Raw genomic sequence first — 26,417 nt, forward strand, 5'->3', positions numbered from 1 at the left:
TAGGAAATAAAACTAAAGATGGTACTATTTATGAAGGATATTGGGGAGCATTTCAAGTATCACCAAAATGGAAACAAATAAAGTAAAGCCTCAATCACCTCAACAACACAATCTTACCAAATCCTTGCCTAAAAAACTTGTCTATAGATTGCTCAAACCCCTCATAGCTTTTCCCATCCCAATCCGTCACTTTCACCCTGTACAGATAAACACCATTAGCTAGTTGATCTCCATATTCATCTGTACCATCCCATGCAAATTCAGTTCGATGCGTTCCGAACTGAAGTACCTCTACCTCGTGCAAAGGGACATCCCTTACTAGCCTCCCTGATACAGTATAGATTTGCACTCTAAATTCTTTTGGCAGCGCTTGCCCAGTCAAAGTATACACAAACTGCGTAGAAGTACTAAAGGGGTTAGGATAGGGCAACACATTCGAAACCGATGTTTCCAGTATCACCTCAAAAGATACTTCTAGTGCTTGCCGACCTGCTTCATTTCCTGTAACATCTGTACCAGAAATAATGAGTTTATATACACCACTTGCAACAAACTCTGGCCGGAAGAAAATACGTGCAACATTCTCAGAACTACTCCCCGCTGGAGCAAACTCCACTCTTGGATCACTCATGCTAACTGTCGTTCTTTTTCCATCAGGAAAGACTAGCTCCAAGGAAATTACATTAGTATCGTTTAATAGCAGAAATTTATTTTCATCTTGGAGATCGATCTGAATCAAAGGCTGAGGGCTAACTAACTCCCCATTTTGTATCCTTCTACCATCAAAAGTTACATTCAGCACTGGATTTAGCGGGTCTTTAATTACATCAAAGAACCAGCTGACTGTATTGTTAAGCCTATTAATGTCACTAAAATCAATGGGCCGGAGCTCAATCCTTAATTCATTAGTACCTAATAAATTAACCGTGGACTGTTGAAACGCCCATTCAAAGTAACCACTTTGATCAGAAACAACCACCTCACTTCCATTAACCAAAACTTGACCTTCTGGTCCATAAACCTGATAATCAAACAATACTGAATCTTGCCGCATCGGGAAAATAGCGCCCGAAATCAACGCCTTAAGGGTATCGCCTTGTTGTAGGGTATCTTGATAAAACGAATAATTGCCCTCTGCAAAAAGTGCGGCTTCTGATCGCCCTTCAAAATTACAGCTCCAATAATCTAACTGTGGCATTGTTGTATTAATGTCAAATGCATCATATTCCAACTGCAAGTACGGATAAACATCCGCATTTATCCCCGATAAATCAAAATTGAAACTATCTATGCTCTCAAGGAATAATTCTGTATTGCTCAGTGTATCGATAAGGTATAGACTTATCCCAGCAGTATCAGAAGGCTCTTCTAAACTCACACTCCAACTAAAGGAACCCCATTGTTTGGATGGGCCTATAACTACACTTCTCATCTTACCTTCAAACCAATTACCAGGCACGCCATAAGTATAATCTACCTCACCTGTTGGAGTATCTGACACCTCTTCAAAAATTACACCTCCACCCTTTTTGAAGACAATCAAATACGGCCTCATCTCACTTTGCAGACTCCGAAAATCCGCCCCTCCTTCTGCCTCAATCAAGTTAAATAAATTGATGCCATCTCCCCTTGTAATTGAGTCGGCCGCCCACTCTACCACGTTTAGGTTTTGTCCTAATTGGCGGATTGCAGGATATAAAAACACTGTATAGCCGGGTTGTACAATATCAGTTAAGAAATAGATAATACTATCCCGTTCTGCAGGTGTTTGCACCCTAAAAGCAAAATTGGCAATCTCCTTCGATGCAGTATTGTTTAGACTACCATACTGTCCAGGTTTCGGATTCCATACGATTCGACCTTCTGTGTCAAAAACGGTAATATTGATGGATTCCTGTGCCTCCCACCTGAAAAAATCGCTCCACCTCGATCCATTGATAAATCCATTTGGCCTATCATCTCCAGCCGAGATATTAAACACCTTGTTTTTAATCCTTAGGCTGATGAAATCTTCGCTGAATTCTAAAGCCAAGTTTGATGAATCCACTCTCACTCGATCAAAGCTATTGCCATCAATCATCTGCCCAAACGCCCCTTGACGCCAGCCTTCCTCCCCGCCTTCAATAAAAGTAAAGGAACGGGAAGACCAAGTATACCCTAATCCTGTATCTACACTATCGGGGCTTACCCGCCAATAATAAACTGTGCTATCGCTCCATTGGAGGCTGGGCGACCATTGCAATAGGCCTCCACGCTGAGTGATGCGCTGCTCTCGGCGCCAGGGGCTGTCGAAAGTATAGGCTGTATCGATTTGAAAAAGGTAGGCCCGCTCGGCGGCTAGCGCGTCCGTTGTAGAAGCGCTCAGGGCAACCGGTGTACTGTTCACCACGGCAAACTCCGGCGGCCACACCGCCCGCGCCGTATTATCCGTCACCACCACCCGGAAGTCGGGCAGCAGGTTGTTGCCCTCTGCAGCGGGGGGCTGCTCTGCAATTTCCTCATCCGTATCGAGGCGCAGGTCGTAGCGGTTCTCCCCTACCATTTCGGGGCCGGTCACCGGGAGGGCAAAACGGTAAGCCTGCCGGAAGCCCTCGTGCCAGGCCCGGGCAATGGGCAGGGGCCGCTCTTCTCCGTCCGGCAGGCGGTGCACGATCGACAGGCTGATGGAGTCCCGGAGGTTCTCCCCGATATTGACGATGTCGAAAGAGAGCTCGAAGCTCGCCTCTTGTGCCGTGATGACCCTGCGGTCGGCCTGTACCGAAGCGGGGTCAAAGACCAAGTCCGGGCCAGGTGCCGGGTGCAGACGGATAGCAGGGTCCCCTTGCAGGGAAAACTGTTCTACCATAGTCGCCGTGGGGGCAAAGCTAGTGCCTTCGTAATCTGTCAGCCCCTGCAGTATCCAATCCCCGAGCCCTTTATCGTACAAACTGCCGCCGGCATGGGTGTAAATGGAGTTGCCCAGGCCGGTCAGGGAAGAGATGAAACCGAGGCCCCGGCTGGCCGCGAACGCGATTGCCCCGCGCCCTTCCAAAAAGACAAACCGCTCCCCTATGCTCTTCCCACTAGTGAAGATGTTGCCCGAATAACAGCCCAAAGACAGCATCAGGGGTGTTTTCCCGACATTCTGATAGCTCGCAGGGTCGTCGATGTTGAAATCGAAAGTGCCCGGGGAGGAGTGCCCAAAGAACGTCAGCACGGCAGCCCCGTCGTTGATGTTCTCAAAAATCTGATCGGTCAGGGAAGCTTCGAGGGGCTCGTCTGTCAACTTGGAGAAAGCAGCCACCTGAGCGCCTATACGGTTGAGCTCCACCCGGTTCTGCATGCTGGCGAGTGCATTCCGGATCGACTGCCGCTCTGATACGCTGCTGCCCCCGCCCAAGTGGATGAAACGCTTCATCCAGCCTCTGCCCGCTAGCGTCTGCGGGCTGCTGCCCTGCGCTTCTAGCGCTTGCACCTTTTCCAGATAAACCCTGACCTCGTCGGGCACGGTAGCCGGCAGACGCCCTACCGGGACGGCGGCTACACGGCGGCCTGCCCTGCTCACCAAAAGGTTGTCGCTGGCCGGGAAGCCAAAAGACGGCACAAGCATCCGGCCTTCGGCTATGGCATCCGTCAGGTTGTTGCCACTGCGCACAGCAGGGTATTCCTGTGCCTTGCCGACTAGAAAAAGGTACGCCAGGCCTTGCCCTTCCTTGAGCAGGTAGTTCACGGCATTGCGGATGGCCTGAGGGTGGCGCTGCACCCCATACCCAAAAATATCGTAGAGCCCGCCCACGTCCAAGACCGCAACCGAGTACCCGCCGCCAGCTGCGGAAGACCGGTAATCGGCGTAAGCCTGCACCCAGTCTGTACTGCCGCCCCGCAAACGCTCATGGGAAATGATGAGGAAGTCCGCTTCCAGGGCGTCATCCAGCTGCGGGATGGCCACCGGTTCAAGGGCTGCCGCCACAGCAGGGGAAAAGTCTATGCGCAGCTCCCGCTCGCCAGCGGCACTGCCAAGGTGCCAGCGCTGCAGCCCATCTGTAGGCACAGACAGCAAGCGCTCCCTCCGGCTAAGATCGTACATCACCACTGGCGCACTGCCTGCCCCTTCTGCCTCCACCAGCCTCGGGCCGGGGGCATTGGGCAGGGACAGCCGCTCCCAGCTCAGCCCGTTGAGCACAAACCTGCGGGGGTAGCGCAGCACCGCTGCCCCAACGGCATACCGGTCGTTATTGCCGTTTGTGCCTTCCAGCTGAAGGGACAGCCCGCTGCTCAGCGCTGCTGCAGGGAACGCCCCGGTATACCGGAAAAACTTGGAGCCGGCAATGGTATCGGCCCATACGAGCTGCCCGTTAGCCAAAAGCTCGAACTGATGCACCGCAGCAGCGGCATTGGAGAGGAAGGGGAAATCTAGGGCGGCGTCCGGGCCGGGCGCATATACCTCGCCCGGATCGAAAACTACCGTCTGATCTTTCTTGAAGCCCTCCGTAAAGCCATCGCAAAGGTAACGGCTGTAGGTGAGCTCAATGCTGCTGTTGGAGCCATAGTAGTAGCGTACAGACTGCTTGGACAAGGTGCCTTGCGGCAAATGCCAGGCTTCTGCCCAGTACCAGGGCTCGGGCGCCAGGCCGGTTTGTCCAGCGTGGTCAGCTGCAGCTATGCGGGCGGTGGGCGTGCCGGGCTCTACCCAGGTCAGGAAGTAGTAAGCCGTATCGGTCACCAGGCTGTACTCGGGGTTGAGGCGGGCAGCGGGGTCTTCGTAGAGGTAGGCGTCGAGCTCGCCCCGGTTGGGCGCGCCCCAAAATTCAAGGTAGCCATCTGTGGGCAAGGGGGCGTCTGCTGAGGAGACGAAGAGCGGGGCTTCCTCTCCCCGGCACCACAGCTGATATTGCCCGCCACCAAGGCTTGCAGCCGGCAGGCCAGCCGACTGCAGCTGTGCGTAGGAGATGCGGTGCAGCCCTTCTTCAACAACGGGGATGCGGTAGTAGCTCTGCCCCGGCGCTATCCATTCCAAGCCGTACAGGGTATCCTGCCCGTTCCACATTTGAGCGGAAGCCAGGCCCGCCTGCAGCAGGAGGCACAACAATAAATAGCATGTATTTTTCCTCATAGCTTTGTGCATCACTTGTTCGTATCCTTTTGGGGCTGCCCAAAGATAAGGGCCAAACGGATAGGCTGCCAAGCCCTGCCTGGCCGAATTTTGCCTACGGCTGGCATCCCCAAAGGGGCGCAAACCAGATTGTCGCTTTTTTGGGGGCCTGCCCCTGCCTGCCGGCAGGTGCCGCTATGCTCCGGGGCTCGCTGTCCGCTCGGCCCTATCGGGCTTGACACCCCTGCGCAGCGCTAGGCCGGCTCCATCCTAAAGCCTACAAGGTTGAACACTAGCGACATTTTGGTTTACGCCCCCCCCAAAGGTCATTCCTCCTCCTCGGGGTACGCAATGCGCACGTGGTGTACCGACCGCATCAGCTGCTTGAACACCTGCTTGCAGATCTCGAGCTCTTCAAAACTCAGCTGGGACGACTCAAGCTGCCCCATCGCGATTTTGCCAGCTACAATCTTCTCGATCAGCTCGTTCAGGCTATCCTCAGTAGGCTGCTTGAGGCTCTTGCAAGCCGCCTCCACGCTGTCCGCAATCATCAGTATGGTCTCTTCCTTCGATACGGGCTTGGGGCCAGGGTAGCGGAACTGCGCTTCGTCTACCTTTTCTTCCGGGTGCTCTTTGATATAATTACGGTAAAAATACTCGGTACGGGTTGTGCCATGATGCGACCGGATGAAGTCGATAAGGACGCCCGGCAGGCGGGCTTTTTTAGCCATCTTCACCCCTTCGGTCACATGGCTGATGATGATGCGGGCGCTCTCCTTATCGGAGATCTCAAGGTGGGGGCTTTTCCCGCCCTGATTCTCAATAAAGTAGGCCGGCTGCAGCGTTTTGCCCACATCGTGGTACAGGGCAGCTACTTTCACCAGCAGATGGTCTGCCCCAATCTGACGGGCGGCCTCTTCTGCCAGGTTGGCCACCTGAAGCGAATGCTGCAGCGTGCCCGGGGCTTTGGTCGCCAGCTCCCGCAACAGCGGGCGGTTCATATCTGATAGCTCCACCAGTGTGATGGCAGAGGTGAAGCCAAAAAAACGCTCGAGCAGAGGGATGAGCGGATAGGCGAGCAGGGTCATGAAAGCGCTGATGGCCAGCCACGACATGACCCGCCAATTGATGTCCTGGTAATTGCCTTCCTGAATGAGGGAGAGCCCGGTATAGCCTAGGGCGTATACCAGAAAAATAAAGAAGATGGAGTAAAAAAAACGCGACCAGTCGCGGGTGTCGACATCGGCAAGCAGTACGACAATGCCCGCCAACAGCTGCAAAAAGGTGAACTCGTAGCCCAGGGTGGTGAGGAAACTCGCCAACAGCACGACAACGATGTGCGTGAACAGGGCCAGCTGCTCGTCGTAAAAATTCTTGATGACGATGGGCACGATGCAGAATGGGATCATGTAGGTGCTCAGCAAGGTCACCTGCTCTACCCCGTACACCAGGTAGCTGAACGCCACCAGCCACAGCAGTATGAAGACCAGCTTGTTGAAACGGGAGAACACTTGCGTGGCGAACAGCCGGACGTACAGCAAAAAAATCCCGATGATAAGGGTCGAAAGCAGGGCGTACCCGATAAGGACACCGCTGTAGGATTGCTCCTCCGTCACTTCCTCCCGGTACTTCTCTTTAAAAGACAGCAGCTTGAGGTAGATCTCTTCTGTGATATAGCCCCCCTCCGTGACGATCAGGTCACCTTTAGAGATGCGCCCCCTGTACTTGCCGATCTGCGAAAGCTCCTGTTGCAGCAGGCTCCGGCTGAGGCTGTCGTTGTAGAAAACATTGGGCTGCAAGGCGCGCTCCATGAGCGCGTACAGGAAATCAGAATCGGGGAGCCCGCTCGCCGGCAGGGAATCAGAAAGCATAGCCTGGGCCTCGGCCAGGGTCGTCAGGTTGTCTATGGTCTGCGGGTGGGCAGTATTGCCTTTGAGCACGCTGACCACAAAATCGGGCGGGCGCGCTTCATGCTCCGCGCTGATCTGCGCAATCCCCCGGTCAAGCGCTCGGCTCAGGAAGCCCATTGCATAATCACGGTACGGCCCAGGGCGGCTTACCGCATCCGGGAAGACCTCCTGCCCGCTGATCTCCGAAAGCTGCGCATCAAAGGCTTGCTGAAAAGCCGCTGCCCGCGCCTTGCTGGCAGACAGGTCGTATTCATAAACCGGCGAAAACTGTTCCCGTATCTGCTGCTGCTCGGCTTTTAGCTCCGCTTCTGGCTTTAGGATGGCAAAATCAAATGGGGCCCGCAGGTCTTCGTACCGCCACTTCTGCCCTTTGTCAAACTCGTATTTGAATTTGACATTATTCGGGAACAATAGGCTGATGAAGGCGACCACCCCTGCGACCATCAGGTACTTCACCAGCGTGGGCAGCCCTTCTATTGTTGTTTTCCATGCGCTCATCCTACAAATATAAGATTCTGAGCGCAACAACGGCATAAGGCAAGAGCGATAACGCAGGGCTTATTGGACTGGGCTGCCGCCTGCCCTCCACCGGCACAACGGGCGTGGGCCAAAATGCCGCAGGTGTTTATGCTTTTCCGGGCTTTATAGCCTGGCATTGGCCTAGCGCTGCGGAGGGGTGGCCGAAGGCCAGACCCGATGCCTGTAGGGCGAGGGGCCGAGCGGACAGCGAGCCCCGCAGCATAGCGGCTCCCTGCCGGCAGGCAGGGGCAGGCCCCAAAAAAAAAGCCGGACAGCAGGTCTTGCTATTCGGCTTTTGGCGAAAACCGGTGGTTGAACCGGGGTTTGTTGCAGCAGCAGCTATCCCTGCTGTCTGTCATTGCCGCCTATCCTGATTCGGATCATGTTCATGGAATTTCCCTTCAAACAGTAATGGATTACAATCTGTCAGGCAGATGTCAGCGGCGGCTGAAAACTTATGTAAAACACTGCGGCGTACCGCTTTTCAAAAGATTATGATTGTCGTTGGCGTAAAAATAGGGCAATAATCAAAGCCAGCATGACTGCTCTAGCCAACGGCTGAGTTTTTGCCGCCTGTGGCCGCAAAGGGTTAGAAAACGGTCGCCGGTGCCCCTTCTGCGGACAGGCTGGGCTTTTTGCCTTCCGCTTATAGCCCTCTTTTGCTTTTCTGGATGCCAATCGAAAGATTTTTCTGACTGAGTAAAATATACTTACAGATAAAACCAATAAATTTTATCCAGCACAATCTTGTTTTTACCAGATTAAGGTTATATTTTCGTTATGTCATCAAAAAAGGGATAATGAAAAAGCAATCGTCTAACCGGCAGTACAACTTCCCCGATGCAGATCTGTACCTGCAGTGCATGGAGCGCATCAAATATGCCCACCGCGACATGGCTCAGTTTGAGGAGTACGGCTATATCCTTGAGCGGCTCCGGGCCTTCAAAGCCCTGTGCGATAAGTTCAGCGCCCTGCCCGATGACGAAGAGCTGCTTGGCGATCAGATGGTGACTACAGAGAAAAAATACAAAGCCGCAGAGGCCCTTAAGTCGGCAATCCGCAGCCTGATGACGCGTGTGGCGATAAAATACAGCAACCGCAGCGGGCGCTACCGCAAGTTCGGGACTGCAAAAATGGGGGATATGACCGATGCGCAGCTGATTTTCTGTGGGCGCCGGGTGGTCCGGGTAGCCCGGCAGCAGCTTGATTTCCTGGCAGAAACCGGTGTGAACGAAAATGTCATCCGGAGGGTATCCGAAGCTACCCGCGACTTCGAGCGGGCGGTCAACATACAGCAGGATAAAGTGGCGGACCGCGACATTTCGGTGGAGAGGCGGGTTGAACAGGGCAACAAGCTATACGATGAGCTCATTACCCTGTGCAACATCGGCAAAGACATCTGGGCTGAAAAAGACCCCGTCAAGTACGAGAACTATTGCATTTACGAAAGCAATAACGACCAGAAAAAAGCCCGCAAAGAACGGGAAAAAGAAGCGGGCAAAGCTTAGCCCCTCTCCTCCCCTCTTGCGACCGGCCGGCTGGCGTCTGTGATCCAATGGCTCCAAGAGCCAGGGTACAGGCGGGCGTCCCCTAAAGAAGCATGGTGGTAAGCCAGTAGGTTGCGGCAGGCGGTCACTCCAGATCCGCAATAAAAGACCACATCATCCGCCTCGTCATTTTCGAGCAGGGCATCAAACCGCTGCTCGAGCTCTTCTGAGCTGAGCCAAGTGCCCCCCGGCTCCACCAGATCGGTATGCGGGAAGTTTTTAGCCCCGGGGATGTGCCCCGCCACCGGGTCGATAGGCTCGTCTTCGCCCAGGTAGCGCTCCCGGCCCCTTGAATCGACGAGCAGGAAATCCTCTGCCCCCATACGGCTTAAGATCTCATCTGCTTCCACCACCCAGCCTTCTCTTTGGTTGGGCTTGAACACCCGAGGGCCTTTGGCTTCATGCCCATGCTCTACAGGCAGCCCTTGGCCTGTCCATGCACGCCAGCCCCCGTCCAATACGGCCACGGCATCGTGCCCAAGCCAGCGCAGCAGCCACCAAAGGCGTGCCGCAATGGCCCCGGAACGGTCGTCGTAGGCGACTACCTGCACCCCTTCTCCTATGCCCCAGCTGGAAAAGCGCTGGGTCAGCTTCACAATTGATGGCAGCGGGTGCCGGCCAGTCTCTCCCGGCACAATTTTCCCGGAAAGGTCTTTGTCCAAATGAGCAAAGCAGGCACCAGGGATGTGCCCCTCTGCATAAGCGCGCGCCCCGGCCTCGGGGTCTCCTAAGCTGTACCGGCAATCCACAATTACCCAAGTCTGCCGGTTGAGCTTTTCATGGAGTTCTTCCGGGCTGATGATGGTTCTGAACATTTGATTTTTGTTTATAGCTTTCAAATTCCCGGGCTGCCGGGCAAAAACCGGAGCCCGCCTCAAATTAGGGTATTTACGGAACTCTACCCACTACTTTTGTCAGTTTCGCCCCCGCCCTGGCCCAACATTCTCGCCCCTCCTTTCGTTTTCAAAGGCACGCAATCATCATAAACCATACCGCTTGCCATGAGACGCTACTGCCTCCCCATCCTGCTCCTCCTGCTGGCCGCAGCCACTGCCACTGCACAGGAAGCCTACCAGCCTGGCTTCCAGTTCGAGCGCGGGGTCTACCCTACCCTCGCATCCTGGAAAGCTCAGGCCCCGGTCAAGCCCAAAGACATCATCGTAGACATAGACCCTGAGCACCAGCGTTTTTTCCAATATCTTTTTGCCCAGGGCACTTTCCGCTATCCAGAAAACAATGCCATTGTCTACCTCAGCCCAGACGATGTTTTTGGCTACTCCCCCGGAGACAGCACCATGTTCTACGGGCAGTCCTACCAATTCGAAACCATCGGCGCCATCTGTGTGCTGCGCGAAGTCGGCCAGGTAGATACCTATTCTTCTTTCATCAACCCGGGCGAGCAGTACCAGGCAGAACGCAAAGCCGGGGACGGGCAGCTCTATATCCTCGACTTTGAAACCGGGGGCTTCTTCAAATGCAAGCCCAGGAAGGTTGAAAAACTATTGCAAAAGGACGCTGTACTTTTTGAAAAGTACAAAACTGCGCCAGGCAAGCGGGCAGAAAAACTGCCAGCGTTCATCCAGGCATTCAATTCGCGCCACCCTATCCATTTCGGAATATAACCGCCCCCTAGCCGCTGCACAACGTTTGGCTTGCCCGTACCTGATTGCGCTTTGGGGCCTGCCCCTGCCCAACGGCAGGTGCCGCTATGCTGCGGGGCTCGCTGTCCGCTCGGCCCTATCGGGCCTGCCGCCCCTTCGCAGCGCTAGGCCAATGCATTGGAAGGCCTGCCATCATAACCCAACCAGCTCTTTATCCCATCAGCCGTAAGCGAAGCGGGCCGTGCAGCCAATACTGCGATGCCAAAGCCCATCAAATCCTATCGTACTCAAAGGCAGTGAGCTCCACTTCGTACCAAAGGAAATCCCCCTCCTCAAGCTTCCAGGTGATCTGCAACCGGGTAGGCAGATAGGCTCCCCCGATCACTTTGTAGCTCTGCGGGGCCGCCTCCACCAGCCATGGGCGGAGCACTGCGCCCCCCGGTTGCGTGTAGTACCGGTCTGCCTCAAAACGCTGAAAAGCGCCCTCGCTTGAAAAGGTGAAAACCCCACTAGCTTCTACCCCTTCGTAAGCCATCACAGCCCTGGCCTGAGATTCGCCAACAGCTTCCCAGCGGATGCCAGGATGGGCCGCCCCCTGTGGCATCCAAACCAGCTCGGCCAAAAAGCGCAGGAGCGCGCCCTGATCTATAGCGGGCCCAGACTCGTCGACGACAGGGAACAAACCGCCCAAACTGATGAGCATGTGCCCCTGGCCTCCGGCATAGGTATCATGCCCAAGCAATGCTATGCCAGGCCCGGCACTGACTGCCACCGACCACGAGAATGCCGGTGCCCGGACAGCAGTAAACTGCTCCGCCCGAAAAGGCATCCACTTCCCATCTGGCTTTGTCCTCATCCGGCCTTGCTGATGGGCCGTAAAGCCGTATAGTGCCGCATCTGCAGCAGCATTGGAAAAAGCCTGCCAACGGGCTGCCACCCCCGGCAGCTCCTTTCCCGTAAGGGGCTGCTCTTCAACTGCCCGCGCACGAAGGGCTGCCTCAAATGCCCGGGCCCTTTCTGTAAAGCGGCCTGCTGCCGCCGCGCTCAGCACGCTCAAGAACAAGGCCAGATTGACGGCAGTGCCCCACCGGGCGATAGGCCAAAACCAAATGATCAAAAACTGTGACAACAGCAGCCCTGCACAGCCGGCCCACCACCACTTTTCCCATCCCAGCGCATAGCCTGTGCCGGCAGACAACAACAATAGTGCCGCTAAGCCCCATGCCCAAGCCCAGTGCGGCCCGATCAGGGCACTGTCGCCTGTTGCCTTTCCCCAAAGCGGCGGCAGGCCAATGAAATGAATACTGCCGTGCAATACCCATAGGGCTATAGCCAGATACTTCATAACTGATCATTTTCCGGAAAACTAGCCCGTACGGCCTTGATGGGCAATGATTTTCGCAAACCACTGAAGCTGATTTTCAACAACAGGCTTGATGCCTCTGCCCCGTAAGTAGGAAAAAGTGGGTGTTTGCAACCCCGCCCAGGCTTTTTAAATAGCTCAGCCAGGCTGAGTACCTGAAGAAGGTACAGCATGGGCGGGAAAGCGCTGCAATAACCCCCAGCGCATCAAGCCCAATGGCAAACCAAAAGGAACCTCATTGCGTAAATCTTGTTACAAAACAACCAATCATCAAAATTCAAAAGCAATGGATATCAAAAACAGCCTCCTGCTTGCGCTAGTTTTCTTGTTCTCTGCCTGCGGGCAGGCGCAGGATACACAAGCGCCCACTGCCCAACCGAAGCCCCCACAGGAGCTGACCGGGCTCAACGGTGAACAGCTTTCGCCTGTAGAAAAGAGCAAGGCGGAATGGAAAGCGGCCCTCAGCGAACAAGCTTATCACGTACTACGGGAAGCCGGCACAGAACGGGCTTTCACCGGAAAATACTGGGACAACAAGCAAGCTGGCATTTACACTTGCTCGGGCTGTGGGCTCCCCCTTTTCTCCTCTGAAACGAAATTCAAATCAGGTACAGGCTGGCCTAGCTTCTGGGCCCCGGTCACTGAAGGCAATGTGCTCCTGAAGGCGGACAACAGCTATGGCATGACCCGCACTGAAGTAGCCTGCGCGCGCTGCGGCGGGCATCAGGGGCATGTGTTTGAAGACGGGCCTGAGCCCACCGGCCTGCGCTATTGCATCAATTCTGTCTCTCTCGATTTTATCCCCGGAGCGAAGTTTGATGAACAGCCCTAACGCCTGGTTTTTCTATGCTGCTGAACGAAAAAACGGGGAGCGCACTGCACATCCCCGTTTTTTCTGCTTGCAAAACCAAGCCCGGTCAGTCTTCTCCGTGGCGTTTCCGCTTGCCGCTTTTCGTCTGCCGGATGCGTGGGTGGTTCCACTCCTCCCGCTGTGCAAAATCCACAATTTGCCGCATAAACGCCATCATGCCCAGAAAGACCATATAGCCGATTGTCAGGACGATGTAAATCCAGCGGTAAGAGCCTGCTTCGTCAATTGACATAGAAGAGAAAAGGTAAGCGGCGGCCCCGGATAAAAACGCCAGCCCCAAATAGCTGTAAATCGATCGCCCCCAGTACTTTAGCATATTGCTGCAGCTAAGAGAATAAATGCTGTTGCCCATAGCGAAGACCAGCATGAACGAGGCGGCTGCCATCCAAGGGAAGCGTTGTGGGACGTCCATCAAGCCTGTCAAATTGATTACCTTCGCCAGGCAAATGATCAAAACCGCCCCTCCGAACGTTAATACCGCCTGTATCACGGGATCGCCGATGCGGTCAATTATTGCTAAAGAACTTTTTGGAATACTCATATCCTGATTGGAGTCAAACTGAATGCCTGCCGGGCAATTGCCCTCAGGTTGGTCTTACGAACAACAATATGTTAGTAATGTTAAAATATTCTCTCCGAATTCCAATTCTGCTCTGCTTATTTGGAATTTTTCTAAACAGCACAATTGCTCAGAACACCCAAATTTGGGAGATACAGGGCACAGGGGCTAGCAGCCCTGTCGTAGGGCAGACCGTGACGACACAGAACAACGTGGTCACTGCCCGCGGCAATGGCTTTTTCACCATCCAATCCCGTACAGAGGATAGCGACAACGACCCTTCCACCTCAGATGCGATAGTAGTAGCCAACTCTTATTTTGGGCAGGTAGGAGACGTGGTGAACGTCACCGGGCAAGTCCTTGAAGAAGACGGGCTCACGGTATTGGCGGGGCCGGGGCTCATCATCACCCCGACAGGGCAGACGGCTCCTTTGCCCGAAGCGGTAGCTTTCTCCTCCAGCTTCCCCTCTCCTGCCTTCACTGTGCCGCACAGCCTGGAACGGGTAGAAGGCATGCGCATACAGTTCCAAGGCTTTGCCAATGGGCCGAGCAGTGGCAGTTCAGATGTCGTGCCGGTGCGCATGAGCCCCGACAGGGTTTTCCGGGAGCCGGGCATCAGTGCGCCCGGGCTGCCTGGGCTGCCCGTTTTCGATACCAACCCAGAGCTTTTCTGGCTGGACCCCAATGGGCTGAACGCGCCCAACAACCGATTTATAGAGAGCAACGCACAAATATCGGCTACCGGCATCATCATAGAAGCCGATGAGGGCTACTGGCTAGCCCTGCCTGATGCATACACTGTAGAGCCGGGGCCTGCAGCCCAGCCCGTGCGGGAAAAGGCGGATGGCGAATTCACCATAGGCTGCCTCAATACGCTCTTCCTGATCGCGGAGAACAGCAATGCGGAGACCAAGTACCAAAAGATCGCGCGCTACATCATCGACCAAATGCGGGTGCCCGATGTGGTCGCCATTCAGGAAGCCGGCTCCTTGTCCGCCCTCAACAACCTCGCTTTTTTCCTTGAACAGGCTCACCCTGATGCAAAGTACGATGCGTACCTGCTGCCTACCAACCTTGACCTCAAAACCGGTTATCTGGTGCGGGAGGACTTTAGCGGGGTGGAAGTGGCCCAGCTTGGTGCCGATGAGCCGTTCACGTTCAGTGGCGGGCTGCTGCACGACCGACCGCCCCTCCTGCTGAGGTTCAACCTGCCGACATCGCCCCCCACCCCTGTGCAGGTCCTCAACCTGCACATCCGGTCGCTCCTTGGCATAGAGGGCTCTACTTCTGCCTTTGTGCGCAACAAAAGGCATCAGCAGGCGGTCTCAGTGGCCGAAATGGTATCCGAGCTGCAGGAAGATGGCAACCTGATTGTCGTGGGCGATTTCAATGCTTTCGAGTTTACGGATGGCTATGTGGATGTGTTCGCCCAGATTTCCGGGCAGGAATCTCTTGGCGCACAATTCGAGCCCCTTCCGGTAGTATCGCCGCCGCTCGAGGCGGAAATCCTCAAACTGCCAGCCCCCCAACGGTATTCTTATGTTTTTGATGGCAGCGCCCAAGCCCTTGACCATTGCCTTACCGGCAATTTTACAGGCCTGATCTCCAATGGCATGCAGTACGCCAGGGGGAATGCGGACTTCACCACAGGCTATGCTAATAATACCTCAAGCCCGCTACGGGCCTCAGACCATGACGGCTTTGTCCTTTTCATTGAGCCGGAAGCGCCTGTGGCAACGGCCGCTCCTGCTACACCTGCACCGCCGATAACAATGGGCGGGCCCAACCCTGCTGCCGCCGGGCAATTGCTATATGTCGAATCTGCGTACAGCCTGGAGTCTGTGCGGATCGTCAATATGTCAGGGCAGGAAGTTTGGCAGGCGGAAATCCAAGGCCAATCAGGCCATATCTCTTGGCCTATGCTCCCATCCGGGCTTTACCTGTTGCAAGTGGCCAACGAAATGGGGTCGATGGCTTTTAAATGGGCTGGGCGGTAAAGCCAAAAACGCAACGGTGTAAATGAACCGGGCTGCCCCCAATCAACAAGCCCCTGCCAGGAACTTCCGGCAGGGGCTTGTGATTTCCAAAGACGTTGCGGGCTAGAAGGAAAATTGGATGCCCAAGCTAGGGAGGATCGGCAGCTGATTCACCCTGCTGTTGGTCACCCGGTCTACATAAAAGATGTTCTCCCGGTTGTAAACATTGGTAATGCTTGCGGTCACCTCTAGCTTGGTATATTTGGTAAACTCGAAAGTGCGCTTGACAGAAGCATCGAGGCGGTGGTAGTAAGGCAGCCTCCCCCCATTGATCTCCTCTGTCAGGATAGTGCCCAAATCAAAGTTGCCCGTCAGGATGTCTGTAAAAATGAGGTTGCCAAAATCGTTTTGTTCGTAGAAGCCCTGAGTCTGCGTGAAAGGGAAGCCAGAGCCCATATTCCAGCGCAAGCTAGCCTCCCAGCTCTTGTTTTTGCCAAAGGCATATACCCCGAGCAAGTTGATGTTGTGGCGCCGGTCGAAGATCGTCGGGTACTCCTGCTCCCCGTCATCCCGGACCACCCGGCCAAGGGAATAGGTTGCCCACAGGTAGGTGTTCGGCCCCTCATAACGGGCGGAGAAGTCAATGCCATAAGCATCTCCGGTCTCCGTAACGAAATCGGGGTCAAAATCGCTGAGTTTATTGCGGTTGATATTGATCAGCTGAGTGAAGCGCTTGAGGTAAGGCTCGACATTCACCGTCAGGTTGTCGCTAAGGTCGATCTCTACACCGCCAATAGCATGTACAGACTTCTGAAGGCGGTGGTCAACAGGCTCGTTGCTGCCGGGCTTGAAAAACTGTTCTTGCGGGCCAGCGAGGAAACCGATGAAGAAGTTGACGACGTCCAGGTCGTTCACCGTACTGATAAGGTTCTGCGAGTACAGGCCGCCGGCAAACTTGATGCGGAGATAATCGGTTATATTGTATTTCATGCCGAAGCGGGGCTCAACAGACATATCGCTTTGGGAAGCGTAGTACTGCAAGCGGATGCCCGGCTCGATGATGAGGTTACCAATCTCCTGCTTGTACTTGAAATAGCCCGCGATCTCGGTGGTGAAATCCCGCTGCTCAAAACCGACCCCCACAAAGTTCCGGAAACTGAAGTCTGTATTGAAGCCCGTGAAATCAAAGCCGTAGTCAAACCGGTTTTTGTTGCCGAAATAAGTGAAATTCAAGTTGGCATTAAAGCTGTTGACCCCGCTTTCCCGGGGGTTGCCATCTGCTTCCTCCAAACGGATCTTGTAATCGGTGACCGCAAGGGTACCATTCAATACGACATTAGAATTGGAAGGGATGAGGCTGAAGTTGGCCCCTCCGCCGACCGTCTGCCAATCCAGTTTAGCCAAGCCTACAAAATCGAAACGGTCCGTGAAGTTAAAGCCAAAAAGGTTCAGCTTGCTGCCGTTATCGCTAACGAACGACAGCTTGCCGTACAAGTCGGTGAAAGTATAGGGCAAGCCGATGTCCCCTACATCAGACAGGGAAGTATCTTGAGCGGCAAAAGAGAAGAAGGTAGTGTCGACCGCGTAGTTGTAAAATATTTTCGAAGACTCATTGAGGTAAGAGTGCTTGCCGGTCAGGATGAAAGAGGTGCTCCCGCCCCCGTCTTCATCGAGCTTTTTGATAGGCCCTTCGATGAGCGCTTTAGTCATAAAGGGGCTGCCCGAGACCAGCCCGCTCATCCGTTTTTTATTGCCTTCGCGGGTTTTGATATCCACTACGGCAGATATCCGCCCTCCGTGCTCTGCGTTGAACCCACCTGTAAGGACATCCACACTGCGCACAGCTTCCGTTTCGAACACAGAGAACAAGCCTATAGAGTGGAAAGGGTTGTAAATGGTCATGCCATCCAGCAATATTTTATTTTGGACAGGGGAGCCGCCCCGGATGTACAACTGCCCGCCCTGATCGCCTGAAACGATGATGCCAGGCAAGACAGGGAGGTACTGAGCAATGTCCGCTTCGCCCCCTGTAGAAGGCAGGGAGCGGATTTGCTTGGGGGTGACCCGCAGCTGCGAAACTTTCACTTCTGAGCGGGCTTGCTCCCGCCGGCCTGAGACATTGACGGTCTGCAGCTCCACCCCGCTTGGGGACATCAGCAGGCTTTCGTAAACAATGCCGCCCTTTTTCACCTGTACTTGCACAGAAGTGCTGTCGTAGCCCAGATAGGTTGCGACCAAGGTGTACTCGCCTTCCGGCACGTTGGTGATGGAAAAAAAGCCATCGAGGTCTGTATTGGCCCCCATGCTAGTACCTTGCAAAATGACGTTGCCATAAATGATAGGCTCCCCGGAGTCCTTATCGTAAATATTGCCCCGGACAGTACCGCCGTTTTGTTGTGCGCTAAGGGTGGTCAAGCTGAAAAGTAGGCAGGTAAGGAGTAAAAAAGCGTGCTTCATGATTGTATTTAGCAGTATTCTTGGCTGTAGTTTACCAGAAACTTAAGCAGCAGCTGCTGCCTAAGCAGGCACAAAGATAATCAGGATACCCGACCTGCCAAGCTTGCAGTTTGTCGGGGAGAAACCCAAGTACAACTTTGCCCAAATGGCAGCGGCACCTCCGGGTGCCCGGAAGTGCCGCTGTGCCTGTTTTAAAGCCTGTCTGAATCTTGGCTTTCTAAGCCATAACCTACAAAGCCCAAACGGGCTCTAAAATACTAATGTGCTGTCAAGGCTCAATGACACCAGCCCCTTCCCTTAGGACGACCGGCTCATCGCCTGTACAATCCACCACCGTTGAAGGCTGATTGCGGCCTATCCCGCCATCGATGACCAGATCGACTTGGTTCTTGAAGTCTTCGTAAATGTCCTCTGCATCCGTAAAGTACTCCAAGATTTCATCATCGCTTTTCAAGGAGGCCGTGAGGATAGGGCGCCCCAGTGCCTCCACGAGCGCCTGGCAGATGTTGTTGTCCGGCACCCGGACCCCAATGGTCCGTTTGCGGTTTTTAAACATCTTCGGCACCTGATTATTGGAGTTGAGCACAAAGGTGAACGGGCCAGGCAAGTGCTTTTTCATCAGGCGGAAAACGGTATTGTCGATTTGCTGTGCATATTCCGCTACCTGGCTGATGTCTTTGCAAATAAAGGACAGCCGCGCTTTGACGGGGTCCAGGCCTCTGAGCTTGCAGATCCGGTCTACGGCTTTATCATTGAAGATATCACAGCCGATACCGTAGACGGTATCTGTGGGGTAGATAATGACGCCTCCGCCTTGCAATGTCTCCACCGCCTGGGCGATCTTCCGCCCTTCGGGGTTGTCAGGATGAATTTTTAGCAGCATATATTTGGTTTTTATGTTCTTACTGGGCTCATAACAGCCAAGAGGCTGTCTGCCATACCGACAATCAGCCTCCTGGTAAATTACTACAGATTTGGGTGAACTACCAAACAACTAAAGGTTATTTGGCTTCGTGCTTCAAAACAACTTGCTTACTGCTTCCGAAAAAGTTAGAAGCCTTGCTGTCGCTCCACACGTGTGCTCAATAGCCGCTGCCGAGGTTTTACTGCCTTATACTGGCATTTCAAATGTGCCAAAATGGCTGCTTAGATCCAAAGCACTAGTGCCTTAAGTCATAAATCTCTGATACTTAAGTTGAAGTCATTTTCCGGCTAATCAAGGCGAAGGTTCGCGACTTTAGCCCGAGCTAAAGGAGCGGTTCTTTAACGAAGAGTAGGCGGAAAAGAACGAAACTTGGGGTGTCAAGGATTTATGGCTTGAGGCACCAGATATTTTGGCTTTACGCTTCGTTCTATACAAAGCGAATGAAACCCCGCGTTAATTGTCAAATCCCCCATCATCGAACAGGTCGTCATCCAACATATTAGCCAGCACATCCCTGAATGAGAAAGCAGACTCCATGACTTCCTTGGTCACAATATCGAATTCTGCCAGCCCATGCAGGGCCAGCTCCATAAACGGATAAGCCTCTTCGCCCTTGATTTCCATAGCCTTTTCAACCAGCTTCCGCAATCCGGCCACCCCATCTAGGGCCGCCCGGAAATCCTTTTCGCTGGCATCATTCAGGAGCTCTACTTCGTTGCCGGCAGAGAACCATGCCCTCAATGTACCGTAGGGGTCCTTCTCCTGGCCCTTTTTCAATTGGTCCGGATTAGGGAAATGCGCAAGAAATGATTTTTTGATGGCCTTGCCAATCAGGTTGACCGCCACTCCGTACGGGCCTTCCTGCTCGCCTTCGTAAACCAGCTCCACTTTTCCGGTCACCGCAGGGACTACCCCCCAGAAATCGGTGATCCGCGCACGGGCTTTCTGCTCCCGGTTGATGAGCATGCGCCGCTCGGCGGTAGAGACGAGGTTTTCGTAACCGCTAATGGTCAGCCTGGCCGAAACCCCGCTTTTCTCATCGATAAACTCGCTTTCCCGGGCTTCAAAGGCAACTTGTTCCAGCAAAATGCCCAACAAGTCGGGCACTTCTATTGCAGATTGCTGGGCTGCAGCCAGCTTGGCCTCCTGGCTCGTGATCTGCCGGGCAATTTCTATGGTTTTCGGATAGTGGGTAAGGATCTGGCTCTCGATCCGGTCCTTGAGGGGCGTGATGATACTGCCCCTGTTGGTATAGTCTTCCGGATTGGCCGTAAAGACAAACTGTATGTCCAGCGGAAGGCGCAGCTTGAAGCCCCGGATTTGAATATCGCCTTCCTGCAACATATTGAAAAGGGACACCTGTATACGGGGCTGCAGGTCTGGCAGCTCATTGATGACGAAAATGCTGCGGTGAGAACGGGGCACGAGCCCGAAATGTATGACCCGCTCATCGGCATAAGACAGCTTGAGGCTTGCAGCTTTGATAGGGTCTACATCGCCGATGAGGTCTGCCACGCTAACATCTGGCGTGGCCAGCTTTTCGATATACCGCTCATTGCGGTGCACCCAGGCGACCGGTGTTGCATCGCCCTGCGCCTCCACTATAGCTTTGCCTTCGCGGGAAATAGGGGCAAGCGGGTCGTCGTTCAGCTCTGTGCCTTCAATGACCGGCATGTATTCGTCCAAAAGATGGACCATAAGGCGGGCAATCCGGGTTTTAGCTTGCCCCCTCAGGCCTAACAGTAGGATGTTGTGACGGGAAAGCAGCGCACGTTCGATATCGGGGAGTACCGTGTCATCAAAACCGACCACCCCTTTGAATACTTTTTCCCCCGACTGCAGTTTCCGGATCAGGTTTTCCCTTAATTCCTCTTTGATGGAGCGCGGGCGGTAACCGCTTTCGCGAAGCTCACCTAATGTGGTAATTTCAGTCATGCAAATTGCAATTTTGGTGTAACAAGCCTGTGCGTAGCGCACTTCCCTTGCTTACTATGATCTGGCCAAAGCAATGAAACGTATCTTTAACGGGATGGTTGGTCAAACTTTGAATTTTATACCGCCCCCGTGCGCTCTAGTGTATGCTTAGCCGTTTTGAACTTCGCCCACTACTTGCGTTGTTTAAGCAATAGCCTCGCTAAAATGAGCGGATTAGGAGCGTGTTGGGATTTTGGTCTCCTAGCCGAAAACTAGTGCCTTAAGTCATAAATCTCTGATACTTAAGTTGAAGTTATTTATGACTTAAGGCACTAGCAATTTTTTGATTAGACGAGGCCCGAAAACCGGAGCTTAGCCAAAGTTTCGGGGCGAAGTATAAGCGAAAAAGTGTCCCGCTGTCTAGCGGGACAGACCGATTACTAAAGTCTCAACACGTTCTAAAAGGAGGGGGCCAAAACAGCAGCCCCCACTGAAAGCCATGCGCACCTTTTTGGGGCCGGGGCACTGTCACCCATCTTAACACTTTATCAGCATTAACGGATACTGCACACATACCAAGGGCTGCCCGTGACACAACCGCTATACCCTCTGCAAAAGCGGGCTGGCCTCTTTGGCAGGAGGCTCCGGCAAGCCTTTCTTGAACGCTAAAGATCTGATGAACACAACTCGAGATGGAGCAAAACACAAAAAAGACCGTATTCCTCATTGATGACAACCCTGCTGACAATTTCCTGCACCGGCTTGTGCTGATTGAAAGCGGCTTCGCTACTGAAATAACGGCAATCCAGCAAGCGGAGAAAGGCATTGAGCTGCTCAGGGGCAGCCCTGCAAGCCAATGGCCTGACCTTATCTTCCTCGACTTGAATATGCCGGGCATGGATGGTTGGGAGTTTGCACGGATTTTCGCTGCCCTGCCCGACAGCTTGAAGGCTGGCACCCGGCTGATCCTCCTTACGGGCTCTGAATTGGACACCGACCGCCTCAGAGCCAAAGAAATGCCAGAGATATGCCACCTTATGATAAAGCCATTGACCCCCGAGAAACTGCAACACTTAACTGCTATTTTCAAAGATCAGGCCTGATGTGCCGGGCCTGCAAGAGAGGCTATCCCCCTGCTAAGCCCCTGCCCCATCAAATCCTGATGGGGCATAGACCCGGGCGCCGCAGGCTTTAGCGCCATAATGGCTCCGGCCTAGCGCTGCGAAGGGGTGTAAGAGCTATTTAGGATTTTACCCTTCGGGCTGCTCTTGCCGAATTTTGTCCTGCTCTTCTTTGTTCTTCGGTCACGTAGCTAAGGCTATTGGATTCAAGAATGGGGCCCTTTGTCCCATTCTTGAATATATCACGCCTCGATCAGGGCAAAATTTGGCTGCGTTCGCTCCAAAAGTAAAATCCTAACTAGCTCTAAGCCCGGTAGGGCCGAGCGGATAGCGAGCCCCGCAGCATAGCGGCACCTGCCCACTGGGGCAGGGGCAGGCCCCTCCCACAAAGCAGGCTGGGCAAGCCCCAAAAGGAAGGGATGCCTGGAAGTGGGGCGAGCATGGGCAAAACTTTCGGTATGCAGCATAACTTTCCTAACTTTGCCAAAATTTGAACCATGAAAAATAGTGCTGTCCTTCTTTTGCTAGCCCTTTCTCTGGGCCTGACTAGCTGCATAGAGACTTTGGAAGAGGTCTTTTTCAACCGCAACGGTTCGGGCGTTTATACGATGACCCTGGATATGAGCGAGCTCCTCGCCAACCCGATGATGAAAGGGATGATTGAAGAAGCGGCTAAGGAGGAAGGTGCAGCGGCCTCCGCAATGCTGTCTGACATAGATACGCTGATCAGCTTGGGCGCAGATGCACCGGCAGGCTCTCCCCTGCAAAAAGGCGAGCTGAGCATGAAAATCAATCAGGACAAGGGCGACTTTCTGATGAAGATCAGCTTCCCCTTCGAAGAAACGGAAGAGATCAGCACCTTTTTCACTGCATTGAGCGAACAAGGGCAAAGCTTGGGCGGTATTTCAGCCGGTTTGGGCGGTGCAGGCATCCTGAACCCGGGCGGCTTGTTTTCTTGGAAACGCAACAAGCTGTATAGGGAGGCTAAGGCGGATGAAGGGCAGGCTGAAATGCTTGAGGGAGAGGATGGCCAGTTCATGAAGATGTTCTTGGGCTCTGCTTCCCATAAAACAGTGTACCATTTTCCAGGCAAGGTAAAGCATACGGACATCCCGGATGCCGTAGTGGACGGAAAGACCCTGACTATCGAGCGCAGCTTGCTCGACTTGATGGCAGGCGAAGCTGGGCTTGAAGGTACTGTAAAGTTCCGGCGGCGCTAACCGCCCACACTGCCTTCCCCCACCTAACCCCGTTGACACTATGATGGACCGCATCAAAAAAACTTTCCAGGAAGCTACCGACGCGCTGCGCGAGCAGGCAGCCCACTTGGGAGAAGGCGCCAAGGAGCGTAGCTTTCAAGTGATTGAAGAATGGCTCAGCATATTCCCCCGCCTTGAAGGGTATGGGCTGGAGCTCAGCAGTTTTGCCATAAGCGTAGCCCTCAGCCCGGCTTTGGAAGCTGAGCTCACCGGCCAGCATGAACACTTCACGACGGAAAGGCTGCAGGAAATATTGTCGCAATGCAAGGGCAATGCGGCACTGACTTCTGTTTTTACGACCATCAAAACGACTTACGCCCTGCACGAGCGGACAACCACGCCGCTGCGCCCCCCTCTCATTGTCAAAATCAAAGTCAGGCTCTCCCCTGAGATCAAGGTGTACCTTGGGATGCCACTTATCGAGTGAGCTTGGCCAAAGGCGCAAACCATATTGCCGTTTCTGAGGGCCTGCCCAGCTTGCTTCGCGTGATGGGCCTGCCCCCTCCGCAAGGATAGGGGCCTGCCCCTGCCAGAAAGCAGGGGTCGCTATGCTTCGGGGCTCGCTGCCCGCTCGGCCCTATCGGGCTTACCACCCCTTCGCAGCGCTAGGCCGGGCCTATCCAAAAGCCCACTGGCCTACATTTTGATTTGCGTCCTAGTCAAATACAATGGTCTTATTGCCGTATGCCAAAATCTTATGCTGTATCTCCAGCCAAATGGCGCGGGCCAAAACGACCTTCTCAAGGTCTTTGCCCGTGCGGATCAAGTCCTTGACGGTATCCTTGTGAGAAATCCGCCTGACATCCTGTTCGATGATCGGCCCTTCGTCCAAGTCTGCGGTCACATAGTGGCTAGTCGCGCCTATCACCTTCACCCCACGGTTGAATGCAGAATGGTAAGGCTTAGCCCCTTTGAATGCAGGCAGGAAGGAATGATGGATATTAATGACCTGATTAGGGAATTGTGCTACGAATTGGTCTGACAGCACTTGCATATAGCGTGCCAATACGATAAAGTCTACATCAAGCTCCCGCAACAGGTCTATTTCCTGCTGCTCCTGTTCTGCCTTGGTGGCTTTGGTGATAGGGAACACCTTGAACGGGATATCAAACCGTTCTGCAATATACCTGAGGTTTTCGTGGTTGCTGATGATGACAGGGATTTCCACTTCCCATTCGCCAGACATACAGCGCTGTAAAATATCGTAAAGACAATGCGACATTTTGGATACGAAGATGGCCATCCTCGGCTTTCTCGTACTGAGGTGCAGCCACCACTGCATTTGATATTTCTGCCCGATCAGGGTCCCAAAATATTCATCTATCTTATCTGAAGGGATGCTGAACCCATCGAGCTCCCATTCAATCCTCATAAAAAAACGGTCGGCCTGACGGTCAACATGCTGATCTAGTGAAAGGATATTGCCGTTGTTCCGGTTGAGGAAATCGGTCACTTCGGCCACTAGGCCTTTCTGATCGGGGCAATGCATGAGCAAAATTGCAGTAGGCCCGGTATGTTTTGTCATTGCGGTCTCTTTTAAAAAATCCTGTCAAAAGGCTGTAAAGCCTGCAAAAGTGCAACTTTTTACCAATAAGGGGAGGGATTAAGGGCCAACAATCTGCGCTTTAAACAAAAGCCAGGTATCGGGGTCCAATGCCATTCTTTCAGGCAGGAACCCAGGTTTCAGCAAGTACTCCCTGTCCTCCCCGGAAACCTCTGCTGTAAAGCGGTAAGATTGCCCATCGGCACTGCGCAGTTCAACATCTAGCGGGAACTCATAGCGCCCCTCCTTCTGTTGCTGAGCTACTTTGAGGACCACCTCCCCGTTTGAGCGGTAGGCCCATTCTACCTTCAGCTCAGGCACACCGGGAAGGTAGAGCCACTGCTGGAAAAAAGAACTGAGGCTGCACCCACACGCCTCCTCCATAACACGCTGAAAATCAATGGTCAGTGCATTACCATCACGGTATGTTGCATAGTAGGCTTGTAGCCCCTTCCAGAATTCCTGCTCCCCAACTTTGCGCCTTAGCATGTGCAACACCCAACCTCCTTTCTGGTATGCGTTGGGGTTGAGCAGTTTATTCCAGTCCGTAATCGTTGTGTCTATCACTGGGGCACTGTAGCGGTTGGCAAAAGCGATTACCCGCTGACGGTCTGATATAAGGCGCTCTTCTAAATGTGCTCTGCCATTTGCCTCTTCCAGAAAAAGGTTAGCCCCGTAGGTAGCAAAGCCTTCGCTAAGCCAAATGTGGTGCCAGTTCCCCTCTGAAACGCTGTTGCCAAACCACTGATGGGCAACCTCGTGTGCAATAAGGTCTACATGATCTTGAAGCCCGGTCACGGAGTTTTCAAAGTAAAAGATATTGCTGGCATTCTCCATCCCTCCATAGCGGGTTTTGGATTGCACGTTGGCCAATTTTTCGTAGGGGAAAGGGCCAATCCGATTGGAAAAGAACGACAAGCAGGCCGCCGCAGGTGCATAATCAGCGTACCCTTCCTTCCTGTTCTCTGGGAAAACCCATGCAGAAACGGGAACCCCAGCTGCTTCTCCCTGGTGCGCTATAGCAAAAGCAGCCGCGCCTATCACAGCGACCTTAGTGGGGATTGGCACTTTGGCCTCCCAATGCGTTTCCCGCCGGCCGTCCCCCAAGCTGCGCTCTTCCTTAAGCGCTCCTGTCCCGACTACTTGGTACCCATCCGGGGCCTGCACCCGAAAGGATACCGTCGCCTTGTCAGAGGGATGGTCATTGCAGGGCAGCCAATGATGTGCGCGATTGGGCCAATTGTCGCCAAAAAAAGTCCGGTTGCCATACTTGTTCTCCCCTATTATCAAGCCGTCTGCTGGCACTCCTTCGTATTCTATACTGAGGTCCGTGCTCCCGGGCTGAAAGGCCTCGCTGCCCCAAATGTGGAGCCTGCGGGCTGACTGGCGAAAAAATAGGTCTCCTGTGCCTGTTGTTACTTTTTTGACCCCCATTCCCTTGCCCGTTTGGTCTATAGCATATAAATCTAAGGTCAGTGTATCTGCCTCCTGCAGGACGGCCATCTTCAACCCAGCCTTGCCTTTTATCTGGTCTGTACCATCAAACAAGGAAATGGCAAAATCGTAATGTAAAACATCGTATTGCCCTAGCCTTGGCAGCGCAGACTGAGCAACGGCCATTGTGCCCAAACACAAGGTGGCCAACAAACCAAGTAGCCTATCCATTTTTTTTATTTCAAATATAAGGCAAAGTTGTTCAGTATCAGGCTTTACAGGAAGCCCATAAAAACCAAGAGGCCCGCAGCGATTGCTGCGGGCCTCTCTTTGGCTTTGCCGGGGCA

17 protein-coding genes are annotated in these 26,417 nt (G+C 53.7%); 7 read left to right on the forward strand and 10 right to left on the reverse strand.

Annotated features, from left to right (window positions below; translation table 11 throughout):
* Nucleotides 1-94 precede the first annotated feature (94 nt).
* Together porU2 and FRY97_RS19470 are read right to left on the reverse strand one after the other, a co-directional pair.
* Nucleotides 95-5,092, reverse strand: coding sequence for a putative type IX secretion system sortase PorU2 (gene porU2, locus FRY97_RS19465; protein ID WP_170254762.1), 4,998 nt, complete (start codon nt 5,090-5,092; stop codon nt 95-97).
* A gap of 305 nt (nt 5,093-5,397) precedes the next feature.
* Entirely contained in the window at nt 5,398-7,479 is a 2,082-nt protein-coding gene (locus FRY97_RS19470) for an HD family phosphohydrolase (protein ID WP_170254764.1), read from the reverse strand.
* A gap of 821 nt (nt 7,480-8,300) precedes the next feature.
* On the opposite strand from FRY97_RS19470, the gene FRY97_RS19475 reads away from it, so the two are divergent.
* The gene (locus tag FRY97_RS19475) at nt 8,301-9,008 is read left to right on the forward strand and encodes a hypothetical protein (RefSeq protein WP_147169263.1); all 708 of its coding nucleotides are present in this window, start codon (nt 8,301-8,303) and stop codon (nt 9,006-9,008) included.
* Here FRY97_RS19475 and FRY97_RS19480 read toward each other — a convergent pair.
* A complete protein-coding gene (locus FRY97_RS19480; protein ID WP_147169265.1) occupies nt 9,005-9,862 on the reverse strand; it encodes a sulfurtransferase in 858 nt (285 codons plus the stop codon). The genes FRY97_RS19475 and FRY97_RS19480 overlap by 4 nt on opposite strands.
* 186 nt (nt 9,863-10,048) lie before the next feature.
* On the opposite strand from FRY97_RS19480, the gene FRY97_RS19485 reads away from it, so the two are divergent.
* A complete protein-coding gene (locus FRY97_RS19485; protein WP_147169267.1) occupies nt 10,049-10,669 on the forward strand; it encodes a hypothetical protein in 621 nt (206 codons plus the stop codon).
* A gap of 250 nt (nt 10,670-10,919) precedes the next feature.
* Here the strand turns inward: FRY97_RS19485 and FRY97_RS19490 are convergent, their stop codons facing one another.
* On the reverse strand, nt 10,920-11,993 hold the full coding sequence (locus tag FRY97_RS19490) for a DUF6920 family protein (RefSeq protein ID WP_147169269.1): 1,074 nt from the start codon (nt 11,991-11,993) through the stop codon (nt 10,920-10,922).
* A 304-nt stretch (nt 11,994-12,297) separates the two neighbouring features.
* On the opposite strand from FRY97_RS19490, the gene msrB reads away from it, so the two are divergent.
* Entirely contained in the window at nt 12,298-12,843 is a 546-nt protein-coding gene (msrB, locus tag FRY97_RS19495) for a peptide-methionine (R)-S-oxide reductase MsrB (protein WP_147169270.1), read from the forward strand.
* Between the two features lie 85 nt (nt 12,844-12,928).
* Here msrB and FRY97_RS19500 read toward each other — a convergent pair whose 3' ends face one another.
* Nucleotides 12,929-13,423, reverse strand: a complete 495-nt coding sequence (locus FRY97_RS19500) for a hypothetical protein (protein WP_246141845.1) — start codon at nt 13,421-13,423, stop codon at nt 12,929-12,931.
* Nucleotides 13,424-13,500: 77 nt separating this feature from the next.
* On the opposite strand from FRY97_RS19500, the gene FRY97_RS19505 reads away from it, so the two are divergent.
* Complete coding sequence (locus FRY97_RS19505) at nt 13,501-15,438, forward strand: T9SS type A sorting domain-containing protein (RefSeq protein WP_170254766.1); 1,938 nt, start codon at nt 13,501-13,503, stop codon at nt 15,436-15,438.
* 102 nt (nt 15,439-15,540) lie between these two features.
* Here FRY97_RS19505 and FRY97_RS19510 read toward each other — a convergent pair whose 3' ends face one another.
* The 3 genes from FRY97_RS19510 to FRY97_RS19520 all read right to left on the reverse strand — a co-directional run bounded on the left by FRY97_RS19510 (nt 15,541) and on the right by FRY97_RS19520 (nt 20,734).
* Entirely contained in the window at nt 15,541-17,874 is a 2,334-nt protein-coding gene (locus tag FRY97_RS19510; protein ID WP_147169273.1) for a TonB-dependent receptor, read from the reverse strand.
* A 268-nt stretch (nt 17,875-18,142) separates the two neighbouring features.
* Nucleotides 18,143-18,757, reverse strand: a complete 615-nt coding sequence (locus FRY97_RS19515) for an L-threonylcarbamoyladenylate synthase (RefSeq protein ID WP_147169275.1) — start codon at nt 18,755-18,757, stop codon at nt 18,143-18,145.
* 495 nt (nt 18,758-19,252) lie between these two features.
* A complete protein-coding gene (locus FRY97_RS19520) occupies nt 19,253-20,734 on the reverse strand; it encodes a P-loop NTPase family protein (RefSeq protein ID WP_147169276.1) in 1,482 nt (493 codons plus the stop codon).
* Nucleotides 20,735-21,405: 671 nt separating this feature from the next.
* Here FRY97_RS19520 and FRY97_RS19525 point away from each other — a divergent pair.
* From FRY97_RS19525 to FRY97_RS19535, 3 genes are all read left to right on the forward strand, one after another.
* Nucleotides 21,406-21,816, forward strand: coding sequence for a response regulator (locus tag FRY97_RS19525; RefSeq protein ID WP_147169278.1), 411 nt, complete (start codon nt 21,406-21,408; stop codon nt 21,814-21,816).
* Between the two features lie 515 nt (nt 21,817-22,331).
* Entirely contained in the window at nt 22,332-23,054 is a 723-nt protein-coding gene (locus FRY97_RS19530; RefSeq protein WP_147169279.1) for a hypothetical protein, read from the forward strand.
* Between the two features lie 40 nt (nt 23,055-23,094).
* Complete coding sequence (locus tag FRY97_RS19535; protein WP_147169280.1) at nt 23,095-23,520, forward strand: hypothetical protein; 426 nt, start codon at nt 23,095-23,097, stop codon at nt 23,518-23,520.
* 228 nt (nt 23,521-23,748) lie between these two features.
* Here the strand turns inward: FRY97_RS19535 and purU are convergent, their stop codons facing one another.
* The gene (gene purU, locus FRY97_RS19540; RefSeq protein WP_147169282.1) at nt 23,749-24,618 is read right to left on the reverse strand and encodes a formyltetrahydrofolate deformylase; all 870 of its coding nucleotides are present in this window, start codon (nt 24,616-24,618) and stop codon (nt 23,749-23,751) included.
* A gap of 78 nt (nt 24,619-24,696) precedes the next feature.
* Nucleotides 24,697-26,301, reverse strand: coding sequence for a M1 family metallopeptidase (locus FRY97_RS19545; RefSeq protein WP_147169283.1), 1,605 nt, complete (start codon nt 26,299-26,301; stop codon nt 24,697-24,699).
* Nucleotides 26,302-26,417: the final 116 nt, after the last annotated feature.

It is taken from the genome of Phaeodactylibacter luteus, from assembly GCF_007993045.1.
GTDB classification, from domain to species: Bacteria; Bacteroidota; Bacteroidia; order Chitinophagales; family Saprospiraceae; genus Phaeodactylibacter; species Phaeodactylibacter luteus.